At 65.0% G+C, this 21998-nt stretch carries 22 protein-coding genes; 6 read left to right on the top strand and 16 right to left on the bottom strand.

Annotated elements, in window-relative coordinates:
• The 3 genes from D769_RS06860 to D769_RS06850 all read left to right on the top strand — a co-directional run bounded on the left by D769_RS06860 (position 1) and on the right by D769_RS06850 (position 3193).
• Positions 1–780: an enoyl-CoA hydratase gene (locus D769_RS06860; protein ID WP_008643432.1), complete on the top strand. Its 780-nt coding sequence runs from the start codon at positions 1–3 to the stop codon at positions 778–780.
• Positions 781–822: 42 nt separating this feature from the next.
• Positions 823–1899, top strand: a complete 1077-nt coding sequence (locus D769_RS06855; protein ID WP_008643430.1) for a phosphotransferase — start codon at positions 823–825, stop codon at positions 1897–1899.
• 292 nt (positions 1900–2191) lie between these two features.
• Positions 2192–3193, top strand: a complete 1002-nt coding sequence (locus D769_RS06850; RefSeq protein ID WP_008643428.1) for a tripartite tricarboxylate transporter substrate binding protein — start codon at positions 2192–2194, stop codon at positions 3191–3193.
• Positions 3194–3336: 143 nt separating this feature from the next.
• Here the strand turns inward: D769_RS06850 and ggt are convergent, their stop codons facing one another.
• Positions 3337–5205: a gamma-glutamyltransferase gene (ggt, locus tag D769_RS06845; protein WP_008643426.1), complete on the bottom strand. Its 1869-nt coding sequence runs from the start codon at positions 5203–5205 to the stop codon at positions 3337–3339.
• A 188-nt stretch (positions 5206–5393) separates the two neighbouring features.
• Complete coding sequence (locus tag D769_RS06840) at positions 5394–6335, bottom strand: LysR family transcriptional regulator (RefSeq protein ID WP_008643425.1); 942 nt, start codon at positions 6333–6335, stop codon at positions 5394–5396.
• A 249-nt stretch (positions 6336–6584) separates the two neighbouring features.
• Here D769_RS06840 and D769_RS06835 point away from each other — a divergent pair, with 249 nt between their 5' ends.
• Both D769_RS06835 and D769_RS06830 read left to right on the top strand, forming a co-directional pair.
• Positions 6585–7847, top strand: a complete 1263-nt coding sequence (locus tag D769_RS06835) for an acyl-CoA dehydrogenase family protein (protein WP_008643423.1) — start codon at positions 6585–6587, stop codon at positions 7845–7847.
• 165 nt (positions 7848–8012) lie between these two features.
• Complete coding sequence (locus D769_RS06830; RefSeq protein ID WP_008643421.1) at positions 8013–8705, top strand: glutathione binding-like protein; 693 nt, start codon at positions 8013–8015, stop codon at positions 8703–8705.
• Positions 8706–8713: 8 nt separating this feature from the next.
• On the opposite strand, the gene D769_RS06825 is transcribed toward D769_RS06830, so the two are convergent.
• Positions 8714–9385, bottom strand: coding sequence for a hypothetical protein (locus D769_RS06825; protein WP_008643419.1), 672 nt, complete (start codon positions 9383–9385; stop codon positions 8714–8716).
• 270 nt (positions 9386–9655) lie between these two features.
• Between D769_RS06825 and D769_RS06820 the strand changes: the two genes are divergently transcribed.
• A complete protein-coding gene (locus D769_RS06820) occupies positions 9656–10051 on the top strand; it encodes a helix-turn-helix transcriptional regulator (RefSeq protein WP_008643418.1) in 396 nt (131 codons plus the stop codon).
• 89 nt (positions 10052–10140) lie between these two features.
• Here the strand turns inward: D769_RS06820 and ureG are convergent, their stop codons facing one another.
• From ureG to urtA, 13 genes are all read right to left on the bottom strand, one after another.
• Positions 10141–10764: an urease accessory protein UreG gene (gene ureG / locus D769_RS06815; protein ID WP_008643417.1), complete on the bottom strand. Its 624-nt coding sequence runs from the start codon at positions 10762–10764 to the stop codon at positions 10141–10143.
• Positions 10765–10773: 9 nt separating this feature from the next.
• A complete protein-coding gene (locus D769_RS06810) occupies positions 10774–11466 on the bottom strand; it encodes an urease accessory protein UreF (RefSeq protein ID WP_008643416.1) in 693 nt (230 codons plus the stop codon).
• 34 nt (positions 11467–11500) lie between these two features.
• Positions 11501–12085 carry an urease accessory protein UreE gene (gene ureE, locus D769_RS06805; RefSeq protein ID WP_008643415.1) on the bottom strand — a complete coding sequence of 195 codons (585 nt, stop codon included), beginning with the start codon at positions 12083–12085 and terminating at the stop codon, positions 11501–11503.
• A gap of 3 nt (positions 12086–12088) precedes the next feature.
• Positions 12089–13807 (bottom strand): urease subunit alpha, encoded by a 1719-nt coding sequence (ureC, locus tag D769_RS06800; RefSeq protein WP_008643414.1) that lies wholly within the window; start codon positions 13805–13807, stop codon positions 12089–12091.
• A complete protein-coding gene (locus tag D769_RS06795; protein WP_008643413.1) occupies positions 13807–14112 on the bottom strand; it encodes an urease subunit beta in 306 nt (101 codons plus the stop codon). The genes ureC and D769_RS06795 overlap by 1 nt, the downstream gene beginning before the upstream one ends.
• A gap of 23 nt (positions 14113–14135) precedes the next feature.
• Positions 14136–14771: a HupE/UreJ family protein gene (locus tag D769_RS06790; protein ID WP_008643412.1), complete on the bottom strand. Its 636-nt coding sequence runs from the start codon at positions 14769–14771 to the stop codon at positions 14136–14138.
• Between the two features lie 44 nt (positions 14772–14815).
• On the bottom strand, positions 14816–15118 hold the full coding sequence (locus D769_RS06785; protein ID WP_008643410.1) for an urease subunit gamma: 303 nt from the start codon (positions 15116–15118) through the stop codon (positions 14816–14818).
• A 34-nt stretch (positions 15119–15152) separates the two neighbouring features.
• The gene (locus D769_RS06780) at positions 15153–16034 is read right to left on the bottom strand and encodes an urease accessory protein UreD (protein ID WP_040010917.1); all 882 of its coding nucleotides are present in this window, start codon (positions 16032–16034) and stop codon (positions 15153–15155) included.
• 108 nt (positions 16035–16142) lie between these two features.
• Positions 16143–16835, bottom strand: a complete 693-nt coding sequence (gene urtE, locus D769_RS06775) for an urea ABC transporter ATP-binding subunit UrtE (protein ID WP_008643406.1) — start codon at positions 16833–16835, stop codon at positions 16143–16145.
• A 2-nt stretch (positions 16836–16837) separates the two neighbouring features.
• Positions 16838–17686, bottom strand: a complete 849-nt coding sequence (gene urtD / locus D769_RS06770; RefSeq protein ID WP_008643404.1) for an urea ABC transporter ATP-binding protein UrtD — start codon at positions 17684–17686, stop codon at positions 16838–16840.
• Positions 17683–18885 carry an urea ABC transporter permease subunit UrtC gene (gene urtC, locus D769_RS06765; protein WP_008643402.1) on the bottom strand — a complete coding sequence of 401 codons (1203 nt, stop codon included), beginning with the start codon at positions 18883–18885 and terminating at the stop codon, positions 17683–17685. Before urtC ends, urtD begins: the two co-directional genes overlap by 4 nt.
• 1 nt (position 18886) lies before the next feature.
• The gene (urtB, locus tag D769_RS06760) at positions 18887–20524 is read right to left on the bottom strand and encodes an urea ABC transporter permease subunit UrtB (protein ID WP_040010916.1); all 1638 of its coding nucleotides are present in this window, start codon (positions 20522–20524) and stop codon (positions 18887–18889) included.
• A gap of 100 nt (positions 20525–20624) precedes the next feature.
• The gene (gene urtA / locus D769_RS06755; protein ID WP_008643399.1) at positions 20625–21884 is read right to left on the bottom strand and encodes an urea ABC transporter substrate-binding protein; all 1260 of its coding nucleotides are present in this window, start codon (positions 21882–21884) and stop codon (positions 20625–20627) included.
• Positions 21885–21998: the final 114 nt, after the last annotated feature.

Below are 21998 nucleotides of genomic sequence, written 5' to 3'. Positions count from 1 at the left end.
GTGACCGCCCAACTACTTTCCGAACGCGTCGACTCGACGCTCGTACTGACCATCTCCAACCCCGAAGCGCGTAACGCGCTGCATCCGGACATCTACGCCGCTTCGGCGGAAGCGCTCGAAGTCGCCGCCCGCGACGATTCGATCCGTGCCGTGATCCTGACGGGTGCCGATGGCGTGTTCTGTGCCGGCGGCAATCTGAACCGACTGCTCGGCAACCGTTCGCAACCACCGTCGGTACAGGCAGACAGCATCGAAGTCCTCAACCAGTGGATCGAGTCGTTCCACGCCTTCCCCAAGCCGATCATCGCGGCGGTCGAGGGCCCGGCCGCCGGCGCGGGATTCTCGCTGGTGCTGGCGTGCGATTTCGTCGTGGCCGCCAGCGATGCCAAGTTCGTGATGGCCTACGTCAAGGTCGGTCTGACGCCTGACGGTGGCGGCTCGTACGAGATCGCGCGTATGCTGCCGCGCCAGCTTGCCAGCGAGATCATGATGGAAGGCAAGCCGGTGGATCCGGCGCGCCTGGCGCACTTCGGCATCGTCAATCGCGTGGCGGCGCCGGGGCAGGCCCTGACTGAAGCGCTGCGCATCGCCGAAAACCTGGCCAAGGAATCGCCCAACGCGGTCAGCGGCATCAAGGCGCTGATCAACCACGCGGGCACCGCGACCCTGACCGAGCACCTGGCCGCCGAACGCGACAGCTTCGTGGCCGCACTGCATCACAAGGACGGTGGAGAAGGCATCAGCGCGTTCCTCGAGAAGCGCAAGCCAAACTACCGCTAAGCCCCCGAGAAGACACAACACATAAGGACACCCGGAGACAGCATGAGCACCAACGTATCGCACTTTGAAGGCACCCGCCCCGTGGCCGACCAGCAGCGTTTCGACGTCGGCGCCCTTGAATCCTGGATGCGGGAGCATGTGGACGGCTTCGCGGGCCCGCTGACCGTGGAGCAGTTCAAGGGCGGCCAGTCAAACCCGACTTTCAAGCTGATCACGCCGGGCCAGACCTACGTCATGCGTGCCAAACCGGGACCGAAGTCGAAACTGCTGCCTTCCGCGCACGCCATCGAGCGCGAGTATCGCGTGATGGCGGCGCTGGCCGGCACCGACGTGCCCGTGGCCCGGATGTTCGCGCTGTGCGAGGACGAAGAGGTGATCGGCCGCGCGTTCTACATCATGGAGTTCGTCGGTGGCCGCGTGCTGTGGGACCAGTCCCTGCCGGACATGACCAAGTCCGAACGTGGTGCGATCTATGACGAAATGAACCGCGTCATCGCCGCGCTGCACACGGTGGACTACAAGGCGATCGGGCTGGCCGACTACGGCAAACCGGGCAACTACTTCCAGCGTCAGATCGAACGCTGGAGCAAGCAGTACAAGCTGTCGGAAACCGAGTCGATCCCGGCCATGGACCAGTTGATGGCCTGGCTGCCGGACCATATTCCGCAGGAGGATGTGGACCTGACCAGCATCGTCCACGGCGACTACCGCCTGGACAACCTGATGTTCCACCCGACCGAGCCCAAGGTGCTGGCGGTGCTGGACTGGGAACTGTCCACGCTGGGCCATCCGATGGCCGACTTCGGCTACCACTGCATGAGCTGGCATATCCAGCCGGGCCAGTTCCGCGGCATCGCCGGACTCGACTACCAGGCGCTTGGCATCCCTGACGAGGCCACCTATCGCCGCCTGTACGAGCAGCGCACGGGCCGCCAGATCACGGGCGACTGGAATTTCTATCTGGCCTTCAGCATGTTCCGCATCGCCGGCATCCTGCAGGGCATCATGAAGCGCGTGGTCGATGGCACCGCATCGTCGGCACAGGCCACGGACGCCGGCAAGCGCGCCCGACCGATGGCCGAGATGGGCTGGGCCTACGCGCAGAAGTCGGGCGCCTGATGGCGGCCTGCGCATCGGCCACAGGGGTTCAAGAACATAGGTAGCACTTGATCCGATGCGCATCCGGGGCCCCTCTTCCTTCCGTGCAAGAGGGGCCGGCCCGGGAAAAACCAGTGCGTGAAGCAGCGCCGAAGTCATCTGACGACTGAGTACGCAGCCCGTCGCCTAGCCGCTTCGAGGCCGAAAATCCGGCCCATCTCCGTATTTTCCTGATAGACCCTCACCAGAATCCTGTCTACACTTGGCTCTAGTTGTACGACATCTTATGATAAGTGTTGACTGGAGACACAGCATGACCTCTCGCCGCCAATTCCTTGGCCAGGCTTCGGGCCTGGCCGCCCTTGGCACCCTCGGTACCGCTGGTATCCTCGCCCCCGCCTCCGCATGGGCCGACGACAAATGGCCGAGCCGGCCAATCCGGCTGGTGGTGCCCTACCCGGCCGGCGGCTCGTCGGACATCATCGCGCGCCTGATCAGCAAGCAGCTCGGCGAGGCACTGGGCCAGCCGATCGTGGTCGACAACCGTCCGGGCGCCAATGGCAATATCGGCGCGGCGATGGTCGCGCAGGCCGGCACGGACAACCACACGCTGCTGCTGTGCGATGTCGGCGCGCTGGCGATCAGCCCGTCGGTCTACACGAAACTCACCTTCGATCCGAACAAGGACCTCAAGGGCGTAGCCATGCTGGCCTACTCCCCGCACCTTCTGGTCGTCCACCCGTCCGTGCAGGTCAGCAACCTCAAGGAACTGGTTGCCCTGTCGCACAAGCAGACCCTGAACTTCGCGGTCACGGCGATCGGCAGCGCGCCGCACCTGGCTGGCGTGGCCGTGCAGCAGGCCACCGGCGCGGCGTGGCAATACGTGCCCTACAAGGGCGGGTCGCAGGCCATTTCCGATACCGTGGGTGGCACCGCGCAGGTGCTGATGAACGGGATGCTGGCCACCTGGCCGCAGGTGCAGGCCGGCAAACTCAAGCTGCTGGCGGTGTCGAAACGCTCGCGCATGGCCCTGGTCAGCCAGACGCCCACCATCGCCGAGAGCGGCGTGGCGAATTTCGAATCGGGAACGTGGCAAGGCGTGATGGCGCCAGTCGGAATGCCGGATGCCATCGTCTCGCGGATCAATGCCGAGCTGATCCGCATCATCCGCACACCGGAGATCCGCGCCCAACTGGCCGGGCAAGGCGCCGAAGTCGTGACCATGTCGCCGGCCGAGACCGGCAAGTGGTTCGGGACGGAGGAGAAGCGCTGGGCTCAGGTGGTGAAGGCGGCCGGGGTGAAGCTGGACGCCTGATTACCGCGGAAGGCTTATGCATGAAGAACGGGCGCGATATTCGCGCCCGTTCTTCATTGGCCAGTCATGACAGGAACCTGAAGCGCCAGCGTTGTTCCCCGGCCCCTCACCCGCGCGGGAGAGGGGTGCAATCCGCGACGCACTCAATCGCCCAGCGCCACGCCCTCACGCCGTGGATCAGCGCCGCCAGCCCAGACTGGCCGACCATTCGGGCCCGCCTTGCGCATGATCGCCTGCGTGCCGCTGGTCATCTCGATCTCGGCCACCTGATGGCCCTGATCCTTGAGCGCCTGCACCAGTTGAGGCGTCACCAGCCCGCGCTCGACTTCCGTTGGGCCGTTACGGCTACCGAAGTTCGCCATGCTCACGGCCTGCTGCACGTCCATGTTCCAGTCGAGCAGGCCGACCAGCGTCTTCGAGACATACTCGATGATCTGCGAACCGCCCGGAGAGCCAAGCGCCGCCACCAGCCTGCCGCTCTTGCGCTCAAACACCAGCGTCGGCGCCATCGACGAGCGCGGCCGCTTGCCAGCCTGCACGCGATTGGCCACAGGCTTGCCGTTCTCGGTCGGGTTGAACGAGAAGTCGGTCAGCTGGTTGTTCAGCATGAAGCCACGCACCATGATGTGCGAGCCGAAGTACGACTCGACCGTCGTGGTCATCGACAACGCGCCACCACGGTCATCCACCGCCGCCACCTGCGACGTGGAAATGCGCGGTGGCGAGCGGTCAGGCGCGAAGGCAACGTTGACCCCGGGCGGCGTGCCCGGTTCGGCCTTGCCCATGCTCTTGTCGCCAATCAGTTCGGCACGCTCGGCCAGGTATTGCGGGTTCACGAGCGCGCTCACGTCTACCGGCACGTAATCGGCATCGGCCACGTAGAGCCCACGGTCCGCGTAGGCCAGACGGTCAGCCTCCGAGATGGCGTGCACCGCCAGCGGATTGGCCTCGAACCCCGCCGGCGTGTTGACCTGGGTCGGCTTGAGCTTTGCCAGCGCATAGCGGGGATCGCGCTTTTCGAGTGCTTCGAGGTTGCCGAGAATCTGCGCGATCGCGATGCCACCCGACGAAGGCGGCGGCATCCCGCAGACCTTCCAGGCCTTGTAGTTCGTGCAGACCGGCGGGCGCTCCTTGGCCTTGTACCCCTTCAGATCGGCCACGGACAGGCTGCCGGGGTTCGCATGGGCGTTGACCTTGGCTGCGATGTCACGCGCGATGGGACCGTTGTAGAACACGTCCGGCCCGTGTCTGGCGATTTCCCTCAATGTCTGCGCGAGTTGCGGATTCCTGACCAGCGTGCCGACCGGCTTCGGCTTGCCCTGATCGTCGAGGAAATACGCCTTCATCTCGGGGGAGTCGGTCAGGAACTTGTCCGCGGCGACCTGCGTATAGAGGCGCTGCGAGATCGGAAAGCCCTTGTCGGCCAGTGCGATGGCTGGCTCGAACAGGCGTGCCCAAGGCAAGCGACCATGCTGGCGATGCGCGAGCTCCAGCGCGCGCAACACGCCCGGCACGCCGACCGAACGCCCACCGATCTGCCCTGCCGAGAACTCCATCGGCTTGCCATCGGCACGCATGAACAGGTTCTCGGTGGCGCCAGCGGGTGCCGTTTCGCGGCCGTCGTAGGTCTGCACGCGCTTGCCGTCCCAGTACATGATGAAGGCGCCGCCACCGATCCCGGAAGCCTGTGGCTCGACCAGCGTCAGCACTGCCTGCATCGCCACGGCGGCATCGATGGCCGACCCGCCAGCACGCAGCATCTCGCGACCTGCCTCCGTGGCCAGCGGATTCGCGGCAGCGGCCATATGCTTCTGCGCGTAGGTCGTGGTCATCCCCGGGCGGTAGCCCGAGGCAACTTCGGCGGCGGGCGGCAACCCGGCTACCGCCACGGCCTCGGTAGACGCCGGCACCGTCCCCGTCTCCGTGGCCGGATCGGTCGATGCGGCGGACGTCCCCGCTTCCTTGTCCACCGTGCCGCAGCCTGATAGCGATGCGGCCAGCAGGGAAACCATCGCCCCGGCCAGCGCACCGCGCCAGTGCCGGTTCGCGGCACGCTGCGAGAGAGATTGCGCGGAAGATCCTGTTGAAGTCGCTATGAGTGTGTCAGCCATGCCGTCCCTCCTGTCGAGAAGATCCGGCGATTCTTGGCGATCACACACGCTGGTGAAATCGGCGTTTGTCTGACAGCGTTAACCCGGGGTTACTCGGCAGCCGACGCGACATCCGTCATGCCACTGCCCAGCGATTCCATCACCGTCATCAGCTGCTCGCGCAGCCAGCGGTTCGCGCCGTCGTTCTCGCCGCCCGCGTGCCAGTACAGATGCAGTTCGAGCGACGGCACCTTGAACGGCAGCGACAGCAGGCGGTTGGCATAGGGCTCGTTGGCGATGCGCGCGTATCGCAGCGGCAGCGTGGCCAGCAGATCGGTGCAACTGACCACGCGGCACGCGGCGGCATAGTGCTGGCAACGCAGGCGCACCCGCCGCGTCAGGCCCATGCGATGCAGCGCCTGGTCCTCCAGCCCCGCGCCTCGTCGCCGCGAGGACACGTGTACGTGCTCGGCCGCGAGATAGCGCTCGAGCGTCAGCTCCTTCTTGACCAGCGGATGATCGCGCCGCGCCAGCACCACCATCGGATCGGACATGAACGCGGCGTGATGGATCGCCGGCGATACCGGCAGCAGGATGTCGATCGCGGCGTCCAGCGTGCCGGCCAGCAGTTCGGACTCCATCTCGCGCCGATCGAAGCGAATCGCCGCAATCTCCACGTGCGGCGCCATCGCGGTCACGCGCGCCATCAGCGGCGGCAGCAGCGTGGATTCGAGCGCGTCGCGCATGCCGATGGTGAACCGGCGCGTGGTGTTGGTGGGATCGAAGTGCGGCGTGTCCTGCAGCGTCCGCGCGAAGGACTGCAACGCCCCGCGCACCTCCCCGGCCAACGAGCGGGCCAGCGGCGTCGGCGCCATGCCCTGCCCGCGGCGCTCGAACAGCGGATCGTCGAACAGCGTGCGCAGACGGCCCAGCGCGTGGCTCACGGCCGGCTGCGTCAGGTTCAACTGGCGCGCGGCAGCGGTGATGCTCCCCTCGCTGTAGATGGCGTCGAATACTACGAAGAGATTGAGATCGATCCGGCTGAGCTGCATGGCACCTTCCTGCGCGAATGCTTGACTGGCACGAGACGCACGCCAGATCGCGCAGCAGGCATTGGGGCCAGCCGGCAACCGATCGACACGACGTCAGTTTGTAGTGAATGCATTCTGTCACGGAATGCAGGATATTGATACTGACCAATCCAGAAAATTCATTTTTCTTATTGATCAGGTTCCGCTAGAGTAACCAACGTCGGCACACCGTGCCTGGTACCACACCCAAAAGGTAACCGAGGAGACCTCATGCAATTCGAGTACACGCCCAAGGTCAAGGAAATGCAGGCCAGGCTGCTGGCGTTCTTCGACCAGCACATTTACCCCAACGAGAAGCGCTTCTACGCCGAGATCCAGGCCAATCGCGCGGCCGGCAACGCGTGGATTCCGACCAAGGTGATCGAGGAACTGAAGCCGCTGGCGCGTGAAGCCGGGCTCTGGAACCTGTTCCTGCCGCGTTCGAAGCGCGCGCCGGAAGGCCTGTCGAACCTCGAATACGCACCGTTGTGCGAAATCATGGGCCGTGTGCCCTGGTCGGCTGAAGTGTTCAACTGCGCCGCGCCCGATACCGGCAACATGGAAACGCTCGAGCGCTACGCCTCGGAAGAACTGAAGGACGAGTGGCTGGAGCCCCTGCTGCGCGGCGAGATCCGCTCGGCGTTCCTGATGACCGAGCCGGCCGTGGCTTCGTCGGACGCCACCAACATCGAGTGCCGCATCGAACGCGATGGCGATCACTACGTGATCAACGGCACCAAGTGGTGGTCGTCGGGCGCCGGCGATCCCCGCTGCAAGGTCTACATCGTGATGGGCAAGACCGATCCGAATGCTGGCCGTCATGAGCAGCAGTCGATGGTCGTGGTGCCGGCCGATACCCCGGGCATCACCATCAAGCGTTTCCTGCCGGTGTTCGGCTACGACGACGCGCCGCACGGCCACATGGAAATCGAACTGAAGAATGTGCGCGTGCCGGTCAGCAACATCCTGTTGGGCGAAGGCCGCGGCTTCGAGATCGCCCAGGGCCGCCTCGGCCCGGGCCGTATCCACCACTGCATGCGCAGCATCGGCGTGGCGGAACGCGCGCTGGAACTGATGTGCAAGCGCAGTCTGGAGCGTGTGGCATTCGGCAAGCAGATCGCCCGCCAGGGCGTGACGCAGGAACGCATCGCCGAAGCCCGCTGCGACATCGAGATGGCGCGCCTGCTGACGCTGAAGGCCGCGTACATGATGGACACGGTCGGCAACAAGATTGCCAAGGCCGAGATTGCGATGATCAAGGTGGTGGCGCCGAACGTGGCCCTGCGCGTGATCGACTGGGCCATCCAGGTGCACGGCGCCGCGGGTGTGTCGGGCGACTTCCCGCTGGCCAACTGGTGGGCGCACCAGCGCACGCTGCGTCTGGCCGATGGTCCGGACGAGGTGCACCGCAATGCGATCGCCAAGCTGGAACTGGCCAAGCACATGAAGCTGAACCCGGACAGCATCCAGATGCCGATCACGCGCGGTTCGTGATGCGCTGCTGCTGAAACAGGAAAGCCCGACAGGTCACTGTCGGGCTTTTTTTCTTGCCGGGCGTGACACCGAAGTGCCATCCCACGAACAGATCATCCATGCCCAACAGGGTTATTTCTTTCGTGCTCTAATGCCCCGGCGAATCTTCCATGGAGACAGTTGCAGATGATCGACGCCTACACCTGGCCCACACCGAACGGCCATAAAGTCCACATCATGCTCGAGGAGTGCGGCCTCGAGTACAGGGTCCATCCGATCAACATCGGCGCCGGCGACCAGTTCGGCGAGGACTTTCTCAAGATCAGCCCGAACAACAAGATCCCGGCGATCGTCGACACCGACGGCCCGGACGGCCAGCCGATCTCGCTGTTCGAATCGGGTGCGATCCTGCTGTACCTGGCGGGCAAGACCGGCAAGTTCCTGCCCGAGGACGTGCGCGGCAAGTACGAGGCGCTGCAGTGGCTGATGTTCCAGATGGGCGGTGTCGGCCCAATGCTGGGTCAGGCGCACCACTTCCGCATCTACGCGCCGGAGAAGATCGAATACGCCGTCAATCGCTACACCAACGAGGCCAAGCGCCTTTACGGCGTGATCGACAAGCAGTTGTCGACGCACAAGTATCTGGCAGGCGACACCTACACCGTGGCCGATATCGCGACGTTCCCGTGGCTGCGTAGCTGGCAGAACCAGGGCGTGGAGCTGGACGACTATCCGCACCTGAAGCGCTGGTTCAACGACATCGCGGAACGTCCGGCGGTCAAGCGCGGCGTCGAGGTCCTGGCCAGCGCACGCAAGCCGCTACAGGGCGACAAGGAGCGCGAGGTCCTGTTCGGCGCCACGCAATACCAGCGTCGCTAACGCCGGCGTCAGGCGGCCTGTCGTTCGCCCTGCGGGGCGTATGCGTCTGACGGTACCGGTGCCGGCTGCATGCAGCAGAGCAGCCCGGCACCGGACAGCATCGCGTCGATGCAGTAGTCGTCATCAGGCTCCGGCGCGAAGGCCATGCCCGGTTGAAGGTAGGTCGATTGAACGTCGCCGCCGCTCGCCCCGCCCCGCCATTGCAGGTTGAGCACACCCCGATGGCAGACACCCCAGACCAGCCCGCGCGCGTGAAGATGCTGCGCCCACTCGGCCTCTCCCGCATCGATCGCAATGAATTCGGCGGCGCCGGCATTGCAGTGCCCGGCCTCGCCGGCCTGTGGGATGGCGCGAACCAGCACGCTGTCGACCACGGCCTGTAACTCGACCGTCTGGTGCACTTCGGGGGTATGAATATCACCGCAGGCCAGCACCGCGCGCTCCGCATCGCCATCGAGCACGCGCAGGCCGCCTTGCAGGCAAGCCCACCATTCCGGGTGCCCGGCTACCGTGACCGGATAGCAATCACCGGCACGCAGATGGATGTAATCGCACGAATGACCGAGCCCTGCCGTTGTCGGAATGACACATAAGCAGTGACCGAAACCATTTGTCGTGGCAGTCTTCAGGTGCGGCAGATCGCCGCGCTGGTGAGCATGGAAGAACGTATAGATCCGCATGGCATTCCCTCTGAACGGAGTCTGGGACGCGAGTGGTCCCTGAATGCGCAACGGCGGTACGATGCGGCTTTCCGCCCGATCGCCAATGCGCTACTGCCCCGTTTCGGCACGGCGTGAAACCGTCCGGTCCATGCGATCGGCGCCGCACCCTTGAGTGGGCGCATCCCTTGAAATGCAGATCTGGCACCGATAGAACGACGAACTATAAGTTGTCGTGATCGACAGGTCAAACCCTTTAGCCTCGGGCGACGTAGCGACCTAATATCCACAATGCACCTTATGACCGGGGATCCACTCAAGCTGTTCGGGCGGCATCTGACCTGGTTGCGCAAGCAGCGCGGCTGGTCTCAGGAAGCGCTGTCGCTCGAAAGCGGACTCGCGCGATCGTACCTCAGCGGAATCGAACGCGGCACGCGCAATGTTGCGCTGTACAACATCTGCACGCTTGCCGACACGCTGGGTGTCGCGCCGAGTGTGATGCTGGATTTCTCCAGTCATTGCGCGGACGCGCCGGTCGAGCCGGCGCGCGCGCCATTCAACCCGGAGATATCACCGGCGGTACAGGCCACGCTGCGCTATATGACGGAACTCAGCGACACTGACCGCGATGTGGTGGCCGGCGTGGCAAGAGCGCTCGCGCGAAAACAATTGCGCAAGATCGCCTAGCCAGCAGCGCGAAGGGATGGGGGAGCCGCGTAGCTGCACGGCTGCACGGCTGCACGGCTACACGGCTACACGGCTACACGGCTACACGGCTACACGTCGAGCATGCCCTGCCGCTCGATGAACGCAATCACCTGATCAAGTCCCTGCCCCGATTTCACGCTGCCCATCACGAAGGGCCGCTCGCCGCGCATCTTGCGGGCGTCGCTCTCCATGATCTCCAGTGATGCACCAACATAGGGCGCAAGGTCGGTCTTGTTGATAACCAGCAGATCGGACTTCGTGATGCCCGGCCCGCCCTTGCGCGGGATCTTCTCGCCGCCCGCCACGTCGATCACATAGATCGTCAGGTCGGAAAGTTCCGGGCTGAACGTCGCAGCCAGATTGTCTCCGCCCGACTCGATGAACACCACATCGGCATCAGGAAACTTCGCCAGCATCCGATCGACAGCCTCGAGGTTGATCGAGGCGTCCTCGCGGATCGCGGTGTGGGGACACCCGCCCGTTTCCACACCCATGATCCGCTCGGCCGGCAGCGCGCCCGAGATCGTCAGCAGGCGCTGGTCTTCCTTCGTATAGATATCGTTGGTGATCGCCACCAGGTCATAGCGGTCGCGCATGGCCTTGCACAGCATCTCGAGCAGCGTGGTCTTGCCGGAGCCGACGGGGCCGCCCACGCCAACGCGCAACGGAGGATTTTTCTTGGTACGAGTCATGATCGGATCTCAGGATCGGAACAGCCGGGAGTACTGCGTCTCGTGACGCGCCGACAGTACGCCTAGCATCGGGGAGAACGTGGAAAGCAATGGTGGCACTGCATCGGCGCGGCACACTGCTTCATCGACGGTGCCGAGCACCGCCTGATGCAAGCCAAGCAGCATCTGCTGGCCCGCCACCTGGCCGAGCGGAACCGCCTTGATGGCGGCTGCCACCTGGTTTTCGGCCCAGTTGAAGAGATACGCGGCCAGGCCTTCACGCGCAGCGATGCCCAGCGCCACGCACGCCGAGGTAAACGCCGTGGGCAGGCAGACCGGCCGCATGTCGCGCAGCAGGTCGCGGCACGCATCGTCGCCCCAACCCATCTGCGCGATCAGTTTCGCCAGCGACCAGCCCATCTGCTCGGTCTCGAGCCGCAGTTCGGATGTTTCCCGGGTGGCATGAAACCAGTCGTTCCATTGCCGCACGGAGGCGTGGTCCCGCGTCTGCCACGCGCGATGCAGCAGTAGCCAGACAGGCGCCTCGCATTGGGCCTGCACATGCAGAAGGTTGTCGCGAATCCAGCGCTCGGCAGTCGCCGCATCCCGCACCAACTCGCAATCGATGGCCGCCTCCAGTCCCTGCGAATAGCTGAAGCCGCCGATGGGGAGCGTCGGCGAGGCAAGGTGCAGCAGGGAGATGAGCTGGGGGAGCGCGGTCATGGGGGATGGCTCTGCCGACGGTGTCAGGGGCAACTCAATGTTTGTGACCGCAATGCTCGTCATGCACGTGACCATGGTCATGGTCATGCGAGTGCGAGTGCCCATGATGCTCGTGGAACACTGCCTGCGCCGCCGCGTAGTCCTCCGCGAACGTCGCGTCATGCCCGTGCTTGTGGCCGCCGCCATAGGCGCCAGCCTCGGGCTCGAACGGCAGGTCCGCGCGCTCGGCCTGCACGCCCAGTCGGGCCAGCATGTCGGCCAGCACAGGGTCATACTCCAGCCGCAGATAATCGCGCCCGACCTCCACCGGCGTGTGGCGATTGCCCAGGTGATAGGCGGCGCGCATCAGCGCCTGCGGGTCGGTCGCGGTGACCTGCAGCACCGACTCCGCTGCGGCCTGCACTTCCACGAAGGTACCGTCCTCCGCCACCAGCAGATCGCCGCCACGCAGCACGGTGCCACGCGGCAGAAACAAGGCGGCCTCGGCGCCGTTGTCGAGGATGGCGCGCAGGCGGCTCTTGCTGCGTTCACCGAACGGCAGGACGAGCTTCGGCGCGCGGCGCACGAGTACCGGCGCGATGCCGTGCGGAGCGGGCAGGTGTTTGTCGATCTTGATCACGGGTCAGAACAGGAAATAGCGCTGCGCCATCGGCAGCACAGTGGCGGGTTCGCACGTCAGCAGCTGACCGTCGGCTACCACCTGGTAAGTCTCCGGATCCACGGTGACGTGCGGCTGCCAGTCATTGTGCACCATGTCGCGTTTGCTGACGGTACGCGTGCCGCGCACTGCGGTGAGCGTCTTGGCCAGACCGTAGCGCTCGCCGACATTCGCGGCCAGCGCCGCCTGCGAGACGAAGGTGAGCGACGATCTCGGTAGCGCCCCACCGGCCGATGCGAACATCGGACGATAGTGCACCGGCTGCGGGGTCGGGATCGAGGCATTCGGATCACCCATCGCCGCCGCCGCGATCATGCCGCCCTTTAGAATCAGGCTCGGCTTCACGCCGAAGAAGGCCGGCTTCCAGAACACCAGGTCCGCCCACTTGCCGACTTCGATCGACCCCACCTCGTGCGCGATACCGTGCGTGAGCGCCGGATTGATCGTGTACTTGGCGATATAGCGCTTGACGCGGAAGTTGTCGTGCCCGCCGCGCGCATCGTGTGGATCGCCGGGCAACTTGCCGCGCTGCGCGGCCATCTTGTGCGCGGTCTGCCACGTGCGAATGATCACCTCGCCCACGCGGCCCATGGCCTGCGAATCACTCGAAATCATCGAGAACGCGCCGAGGTCGTGCAGGATGTCCTCGGCCGCGATGGTCTCGCGACGGATACGCGACTCCGCGAACGCGATGTCCTCCGCAATGGCCGGATCCAGATGATGGCAGACCATCAGCATGTCCAGGTGCTCGTCCAGCGTGTTCACGGTGTACGGGCGCGTCGGATTGGTCGACGACGGCAGCACATTGGCCTCACCGCAAACCTTGATGATGTCCGGCGCATGGCCGCCACCCGCGCCTTCGGTGTGATACGTGTGGATCGTGCGGCCCTTGAACGCGGCAATCGTCGCCTCGACAAAGCCGCCTTCGTTGAGCGTGTCGGTGTGGATCGCCACTTGGGTATCGGTGGCATCGGCCACGGACAGGCAGGTGTCGATCGCCTGCGGCGTGGTGCCCCAGTCCTCGTGCAGCTTCAAGCCGATGGCGCCCGCCTCCACCTGCTCGGTCAGCGGCGCCGCCAGGCTGGCGTTGCCCTTGCCGAGAAAGCCGATGTTCATCGGATATGCATCGGCCGCCTGCAGCATCCGCTCCATGTACCACGGGCCCGGCGTCACGGTCGTCGCATAGGTGCCCGTCGCCGGCCCGGTGCCGCCGCCGATCATCGTCGTCACGCCGCTCATCAGCGCTTCTTCGATCTGCTGCGGGCAGATGAAGTGGATGTGCGTGTCGATGCCGCCAGCGGTGACGATCATCCCCTCGCCCGCGATGACCTCGGTACCCGGCCCGACGATGATCGTCACCCCCGGCTGGATATCCGGATTACCCGCCTTGCCGATCGCCGCGATGCGCCCGTGCTTCAGCCCGATATCGGCCTTGACGATGCCCCAGTGGTCGATGATCAGTGCGTTGGTGACCACCGTGTCGACGCAGTCCTTCGACATGCGCTGGCTCTGGCCCATGCCATCGCGAATCACCTTGCCGCCGCCGAACTTCACTTCCTCGCCGTAGATCGTGAAATCGCGCTCGACTTCGATCACAAGGTCCGTGTCGGCAAGGCGCAGCCTGTCGCCCGTGGTCGGGCCGAACATCTCGGCATAGGCCTGTCTGGAGATCTTCACGCTCATCAGAGTGCTCCCATGATTCTGCCGTTGAAACCATAGACGATGCGGTCACCGTCCAGCGCCACGAGTTGCACCGTGCGCGACTGCCCCGGCTCGAAGCGCACGGCCGTGCCGGCGGCGATGTCGAGGCGATAGCCGCGCGCGGCCTCGCGGTTGAACGACAACGCGGCGTTGGTTTCGTAGAAATGGAAGTGCGAGCCGACCTGCACCGGCCGGTCGCCAGTGTTGGCCACGGTCACGGTGACCGTGGGACGCCCCGCATTCAGTTCGATCTCGCCGTCGAGCGGCATCAGTTCACCGGGAATCATCGCGAAAGCTCCTGGGGGGAAGATCAGGCGACCAGCAGGCCGACGCCGTACAGCGCCACCCCAGCGCCAGCCACGCGCGCCAGCCAGCTGGCGTGACGACGAAGGAACGCCCCCGCGCCGATGCCGAGCACGTGCAGTGTCATCGTGGCCACGGCAAAACCGCCCACATACGCCAGCACCGAGGGCAGTGCCGCAGCAGTCGCCGGCAACTCAGCACCGTGCGCATAGCCGTGAAACAGCGCGAAGCCGCCGACGATCGCCATGCCTGCCCATGCCGACAGACGCGCGCGTGCGGCCACCAGCAGTCCGATCACGAGCAGCGAGACGGCGATCATCGGCTCGACGGCCGGCAGCGTGACGCCAGCCAGCCCGAGCGCGGCCCCCACCAGCATCATCGCCACGAACGCGAGCGGCAAGCGCAGCACATCCATCCTGGATGTCTGGCCGAAGGCGCTGCGCGGCGAGCTTGCCAGCGCGCTCCACACGCCCACGGCGGCCATCGCCAGCAGGTGGTCGGCGCCCGTGAACGGGTGGGCCAGGCCGGCCCAGAGGCTGGCACCAACCGTGGCGGCGTCGTGGCCGGGATGCGCGAAGGCAGAGACGGAGGCCAGCGACATCGCTACGCCTGCAGTCAGGCGGGAACGGAGCATGCGGTGCATAGGGTTTTCCTCTTCTTGTGAATGGCTGCGACGGTGACGCGGATTCAGACGATCGGGTGGTGCACGGTGACCAGTTTGGTGCCGTCCGGGAACGTGGCTTCCACCTGGATCTCGGGGATCTTTTCGGCCACGCCATCCATCACGTCCTCGCGTGCGAGCACGGTGGTTCCCTCGTGCATCAGTTCGGCCACGGTGCGGCCATCGCGCGCACCTTCCATGATGGCGGCGGTGATCAGCGCCACCGCTTCCGGGTAGTTCAACTTGAGACCGCGCGCGCGACGGCGTTCGGCCAGTAGCGCGGCGGTGAAGATCAGCAGCTTGTCTTTCTCGCGCGGCGTCAGTTCCATGATCGGATTCCTTGTTGTTCGAGGTATTAGGTTCTCAGGTCGACCACAGGCGCAGCGGCCTTGCCGGCACGCCATGCATCGGCTGGCGCAGCACGGTCCACGCGTCGATCATCAGGTGGCGCACCGCTTCCATATCGCTGCCAAGCACGCGCAGCAGCAGCATCGACTGCGCCGTGGTCGTGCCATGTCCAGCCAGGCAGGTCACGCCGGCGCGTAGATCGGCACGATATGGCAGACGCTCGGCCAGCGCTTCCGCCAGCTCCTGCGTGGCGCCCGGCCCGATCGCCCAAAGTGTGCCGAGGATATGCAGTCCATCCATGCCGGCCACGGCACCACGCAACGGTGACGCGCCATCGAAATGCGATTGTTCGATCCACAGCGCGCGGTCCGGGTCACCCACGCGAGTGTCGAGCCATAACGCGCCGCTGGCCCATCGCTCGCCCGACGCCTGGCGACCCAGCACCACGGCGTCCCAGCCGATCGCGCTGCCTCCGGGCGCCACCACCACGTCCGTCGTGATCCGGGCACGGGCATCGTCGAACACGATGTTCTCCTGCGGCAGCCAGTCGAGCTTCCCGCCGGCTGCCACCTCGATCCGCACATGCTGCGCTGCATCGCGGCCGAGCGACTTGTACCATTTGGTAGCACCCGGCGTGGCCAGCACCGCATGGGCGCCCGATGCCACGGCAATGTCGATGTCGAGACGATCCCCGCCCGCCACGCCGGCGGGCGGATGCAGCACCACCCCGTGGCAAATCTCCCCTTCGGGATAGAGCGGCTTCTGCACCCGCAGCGGCCCCTCGTGGCGCCGCTCGACCATGGCGGTCCGGCCGGCGCGCGCGGCAAAGCGCAAGCGCAGGCTGGCGTGCCAGGCTGATGTCATGGCGAGTTGCGATGGAAAATCCGGATGGCGCATCGAAGATGGCAAGACGGTTCAGGCGGGGGCCGGTGCGCCAGATCATAGCGCGTGGCAGCCGTCACAGAAAGGTGCCCGGACAACCTTCAGGGTCGTTCGAATGCACGCTCAAACCGCGATCAGCGCGCGCACGCCGTCCTGCTCCATCGTTGCCCCATCGCCCTTGGCCACGACCTCGCCACGACTCATCACCACGTAGTGGTCGGCCAGGTGCCGCGCGAACTCGTAGTACTGCTCCACCAGCAGCACGGTCATGCCGAACTCGTCCACCAGCAACCGCAAGGCACGGCCAATATCCTGGATGATCGACGGCTGGATGCCCTCGGTCGGCTCGTCGAGAATCAGCAACTGCGGCTCGCTCATCAGCGCCCGGCCGATGGCCAGTTGCTGCTGCTGACCACCCGACAGATCACCGCCACGGCGCTGGCGCATCGTGCGCAGCACAGGAAACAGCTGATAGATGCGGTCGGGCACGCCCGATGGCCTCGCCCGGCTGGCGGCGCCAATCAGCAGGTTCTCCTCGACGGTCAGCCGGGGAAAGATCTCGCGGCCCTGCGGCACGTAGGCCAGCCCCGCCGAAACACGTTCGTAAGGCGCCTTCTTTTCCAGCGCCTTGCCGTCCCAGCTGATGCTGCCACTGCGCGTGGGCACCACGCCCATCAGACACTTGAGCAGCGTGCTTTTCCCCACCCCATTGCGGCCCAGCAGCGTCGTCAGCTTGCCATGCGGCACCTCGAACGATACGTCGCGCAGGATATGGCTGCCGCCGTAGAACTGATTGATTGCGTTGACCTGCAGCATCGTTATCTTCCCAGGTAGGATTCGATCACGCGTTCGTCGCGCTTCACGGCGTCGAGCGTGCCTTCGGCCAGCAGGCTGCCTTCCGCCAGTACGGTCACCGTGCCAGCGTCACCGGCCAGCGCGGCGACGAATTCCATGTCGTGCTCGACCACCATCATCGAGCAGCTACCGCGCAGACTGTTGAGCAGCGCGGCCAGTTGCATGGTTTCCTCGTCGGTCATGCCGGCCACCGGTTCGTCGAGCAGCAGGAGCTGAGGCTGCTGCATCAGCAACATGCCGATCTCGAGCCGCTGCTTCTGGCCATGTGACAGCAAGCCCGCAGGGCGATAGGCTTCGTCCTCGAGCCCGGTCAGCGCCAGCGTTTCCTCGATGCGACGATGCCCCTCCAGCGTCAGCCGGGCGCGCAGCGATGCCCACCAGCGCTTGTCGGCCTTCATCGCCAGTTCCAGGTTCTCCCAGACCGCGTGCTGCTCGAACACGGTCGGCTTCTGGAACTTGCGGCCAATGCCGGTCTGCGCGATGTGCGGTTCGGTCAGCCGCATCAGGTCGATGGTCTGCCCCAGAAACACACGCCCGGTCACGTTGGCGTTGCGCGGCCCGGTCTTGCCGGTGATGACATCCATCATCGTGGTCTTGCCGGCGCCATTCGGGCCGATCACGCAGCGCAGTTCACCGTGATCGATCGACAACGACAGCTTGTTCAGCGCGCGAAAGCCGTCGAACTGCACGGTCAGGTCCTCGATGTAGAGGATCGGACCGTGCGTGGTGTCGATGACGCCGGGTTCGACGATCCGGCCCAGCCCGGTGGCGTCCCCGCTTTCCGCCTTGCCTTCACCCAGTACCGAATTCATGCCTTGCTCCCTTGCTGCGACGCCACCACCGCTTCCGCTTCATCGGCGGCTCCGGTTTCCACCTTCGAAGTGCGACGATCACGCAGGCGTCGCCAGAGGCCCACCACGCCATCGGGCAGGTACAGCGTCACCAGCACGAACATCGCGCCGAGCAGGAATAGCCAGTACTCCGCGAAATAGGCCGTGAACATCGTCTTCGCGCCGTTGACCAGGAATGCCCCCACTACCGGACCGATCAACGTGCCGCGCCCGCCGACGGCGACCCACACCGCCATTTCGATCGAGTTCGCGGGCGACATCTCGCTCGGGTTGATGATGCCGACCTGCGGCACGTACAGCGCTCCGGCAATGCCGCAAAGCACAGCCGAGAACGTCCACACGAACAGCTTGTACCCAAGCGGGTTGTAGCCCGAAAACATCACGCGCATCTCCGCGTCGCGCACGGCGGTCACCACCCGGCCGAGCTTGGACGTGACGATGTAGCGGCAGGCCACGAATCCGGCCAGCAGTGCAAGGAACGTCAGCACGAACAGCGCGGCACGCGTCTGCGGCGCAGCCACGGCAAAACCGGCGATGCGCTTGAAGTCGGTAAAGCCGTTATTGCCGCCGAAGCCCGTTTCATTGCGGAAGAACAACAGCATCGCGGCGTACGTCATAGCCTGCGTGATGATCGACAGGTACACACCCTTGATGCGGGACCGGAACGCGAAGAAGCCAAACAGCCACGCCAGCACGCCCGGCACCAGTACCACCAGCAGCAATGCGTAGGGAAAGTGCTCGGTGCCATGCCAGAACCACGGCAGCTCCTTCCAGTCCAGGAACACCATGAAGTCGGGCAGATCGCTCTTGTAGACACCTTCGCGACCGATCGACCGCATCAGGTACATGCCCATCGCATACCCGCCCAGCGCGAAGAACAGACCATGGCCGAGGCTCAGGATGCCGCAATAGCCCCACACCAGATCGAGCGCAATGGCCGCCAGCGCGAAGCACATGATCTTGCCGATCAACGTCAACGCATAGGCCGACAGATGCAGCGCGTGGCCTTCCGGCACGACCAGCGCGCAGACTGGCACGCCGATCGCCACGACCAGGGTCAGTACCGCCATCGCCATCCACATGCGCGTGGAGAACAGCGGCTGGCGTTCCGGCACGGATAGCGTGAATGGCTTGCCGGGTTTCGAGGAAAAGCTGCTCATGTCAGGCCTCCGCGCTGCGCCCCTTGAGCGCGAAAAGTCCTTGTGGCCGCTTCTGGATGAACAGCACGATCAGCACGAGGACGAAGATCTTGGCCAGCACCGCGCCATAGAACGGCTCGATGAATTTGTTGATGATGCCGAGGCCGAACGCGCCCACGATCGTGCCCGCCAGCTGCCCGACGCCACCCAGCACCACCACCATGAACGAGTCGATGATGTAGGCTTGCCCCAGGTCCGGGCCCACGTTGCCGATCTGCGAGAGCGCGCAACCGCCGAGCCCGGCGATGCCGGCGCCAAATGCGAACGCGTAGCTGTCCACCTTCCACGTCCGCACGCCCACGCAGGCCGCCATCGTGCGGTTCTGCGTCGTGGCGCGCACGAACAGGCCCAGGCGCGTGCGATTCAGCACCGCCCATGCCACCGTCACCACGCCCAGCGCGAACAGGATGATGATGATGCGGTTGTACGGAATCACGAGCCCGGCGAGTGCCTCGATGCCGCCGCTCATCCACGCAGGATTGGCCACTTCCACGTTCTGCGCGCCGAAGATCGTACGCACGGCCTGCATCATCAGCAGGCTGACACCGAACGTGGCCAGCAGCGTCTCCAGCGGGCGGCCATAGAGATGGCGCAGCACGATTCGCTCGAGCGCGAAACCAACGGCTCCGGCAGCCAGGAACGACACCGGCACGGCCGCCACGAGGTACCAGTCAAACGCATTGGGCGCGTAGGCACGAAACAGCGTCTGCACCACGTAGGTGGCATAGGCGCCGATCATCAGAAACTCGCCGTGCGCCATGTTGATGACGCCGATCAGCCCGTACGTGATTGCCAGACCCAGCGCCGCCAGCAGCAGCACGCTGCCAAGGCTCAGACCCGCGAACAGGTTGCCGAGCAGTTCGGCGCGGCGCTGTTCGGTCCGCAACTGGTCAATGGCCACTTGCGCGGCCACACGCACGCCTTCGTCGGCCTCCTTGTACTTGCCGGCCGCGTCGCGCTCGACCAACGGCATCAGCTTCTGGCGCGATTGCGGATTGCTGTCGTGGCCGAGGATGCGAATCGCCTCGATACGCGCGTCCCGGCCCGCTTCGGCACCTTGCGCGAGAACCGTGTTGGCCCAGATCACGTCGAGCCTCGCCCGCAGTCCGGCATCGGCCTCGGCCTTGCGCGCGGCCTCCACCGCCGCACGCGAAGCGTTCTCCGGTTGATCGAACAGCGTACTGATGGCCTGCGTGCGCACCGCGATGTCCGGTGACTGCAGCTCCAGGCTGCTCGCGGCACTATCGACGATGGCGCGCAGGCTGTTATTCAGCGTCAGCGATTCGAGCTCGTCCGCCTTCACGGTGACCGGCTTGCCGGTGACCGCGTCGACGGTCTTGTCGCCATCCTGGCGCACCATGCCGACGGAGGGCGCGTACTGCAGCGCGTCATCCTGCAAGGCCTTCAGGATCGGGCCAGCCTGCTCCGCCGGCGCCTGAGTGAGCTTGTTCAGCGCTGCGGTCTTGGCATCGTAGTCATCCTCGGCCAATGGCTTGAGGTCGGCCTGCGTCAGCGGCGTGGCGGCCCACAACGGTGCCGCGGCCAGCAGCAGCGCGGCGAGCATGACACGCAGCCATGTACGGATATTGGGTCGGTGCATTCAGGAGCCTGGTTCGCGCGATGGATCGCATCTTGGGGTTGTTGGCGTTCACCTGTGGTTTGCTCCCACTCCCGAGCTCGGGAGTGGGAGCAACAGACCGTCAGTTCCCCGCCACCTTGTCCGCCTTGCCTTCATTGCCGGCGATGAACGGGCTCCACGGCTGCGCGCGGACCGGCTTCGGCGTCTTCCACACCACCGAGAACTGGCCGTCGCCCTTGACCTCGCCAATCATCACGGGCTTGTAGAGATGGTGGTTGTCACCCATCGTCAGCGTGAAGCCATCGGGCGCCTTGAAGGTCTGGCCGTACATCGCGGCACGCACCTTGTCCGGATCGGTGCTGCCTGCCTTCTTCACGGCCTGCGCCCACATATGGATGCCCACGTAGGTAGCTTCCATCGGGTCGTTGGTCACGCGCTTGTCGCCGCCCGGCAGGTTGTTGGCCTTGACCCACGCGGCCCACTGCTTCTTGAACGCCTCGTTCTCGGGGTTCTTGACCGACATGAAGTAGTTCCATGCAGCCAGATGGCCCACCAGCGGCTTGGTGTCGATGCCGCGCAGTTCTTCCTCGCCGACCGAGAAGGCCACCACCGGCACGTCCTTGGCCTTCAGGCCGGCGTTGCCGAGTTCCTTGTAGAACGGCACGTTCGAGTCGCCATTGATCGTGGAGATCACGGCGGTCTTGCCACCCTGCGAGAACTTCTTGATGTTGGCGACGATGGTCTGGTAGTCGCTATGGCCGAACGGGGTGTAGACCTCTTCGATGTCCTTGTCTTCCACGCCCTTGCTCTTCAGGAACGCACGCAGGATCTTGTTGGTAGTGCGCGGATAGACGTAGTCGGTACCCAGCAGGAAGAAGCGCTTCGCGCCGCCGCCCTCCTTGCTCATCAGGTATTCCACCGCCGGGATCGCCTGCTGGTTGGGTGCCGCGCCCGTGTAGAACACGTTCTTCGACATCTCCTCACCTTCGTACTGCACCGGGTAGAACAGCAGCGCGTTGGTTTCCTCATAGACCGGGAGCACCGACTTGCGCGATACCGACGTCCAGCATCCGAACGTGACCGCTACCTTGTCCTTGGTGATGAGCTGACGCGCCTTCTCCGCGAAGAGCGGCCAGTTGGAAGCGGGGTCCACCACCACGGGCTCGAGCTTGCGGCCCAGCACGCCGCCGCTCTTGTTGATCTCGTCGATCGTCATCAGCGCCACGTCCTTGAGCGACGTTTCGGAGATGGCCATCGTGCCCGATAGCGAATGCAGGATGCCGACCTTGATCGGCTCCTTGGTCTGCGCCATCAGCGGGCTGGTACCGATCATCGCCGCGGCGGCCACCGCCGACAGCTTCAGCATGTCACGTCGTTTCATTGCAGCTCCCAGTTTGTCGTATGTGATTAGGGACTACGCACCCCGGAGAGCACATCTGCAACTAGCGTGCCAAGGGAAACACGCATGACCGGGTCACCATTACGTGACAAATCG

Source organism: Cupriavidus sp. HMR-1 (assembly GCF_000319775.1).
In the GTDB taxonomy this organism is placed as follows: Bacteria; Pseudomonadota; Gammaproteobacteria; order Burkholderiales; family Burkholderiaceae; genus Cupriavidus; species Cupriavidus metallidurans.
This window is presented reverse-complemented; position numbering and strand designations above follow the sequence as displayed.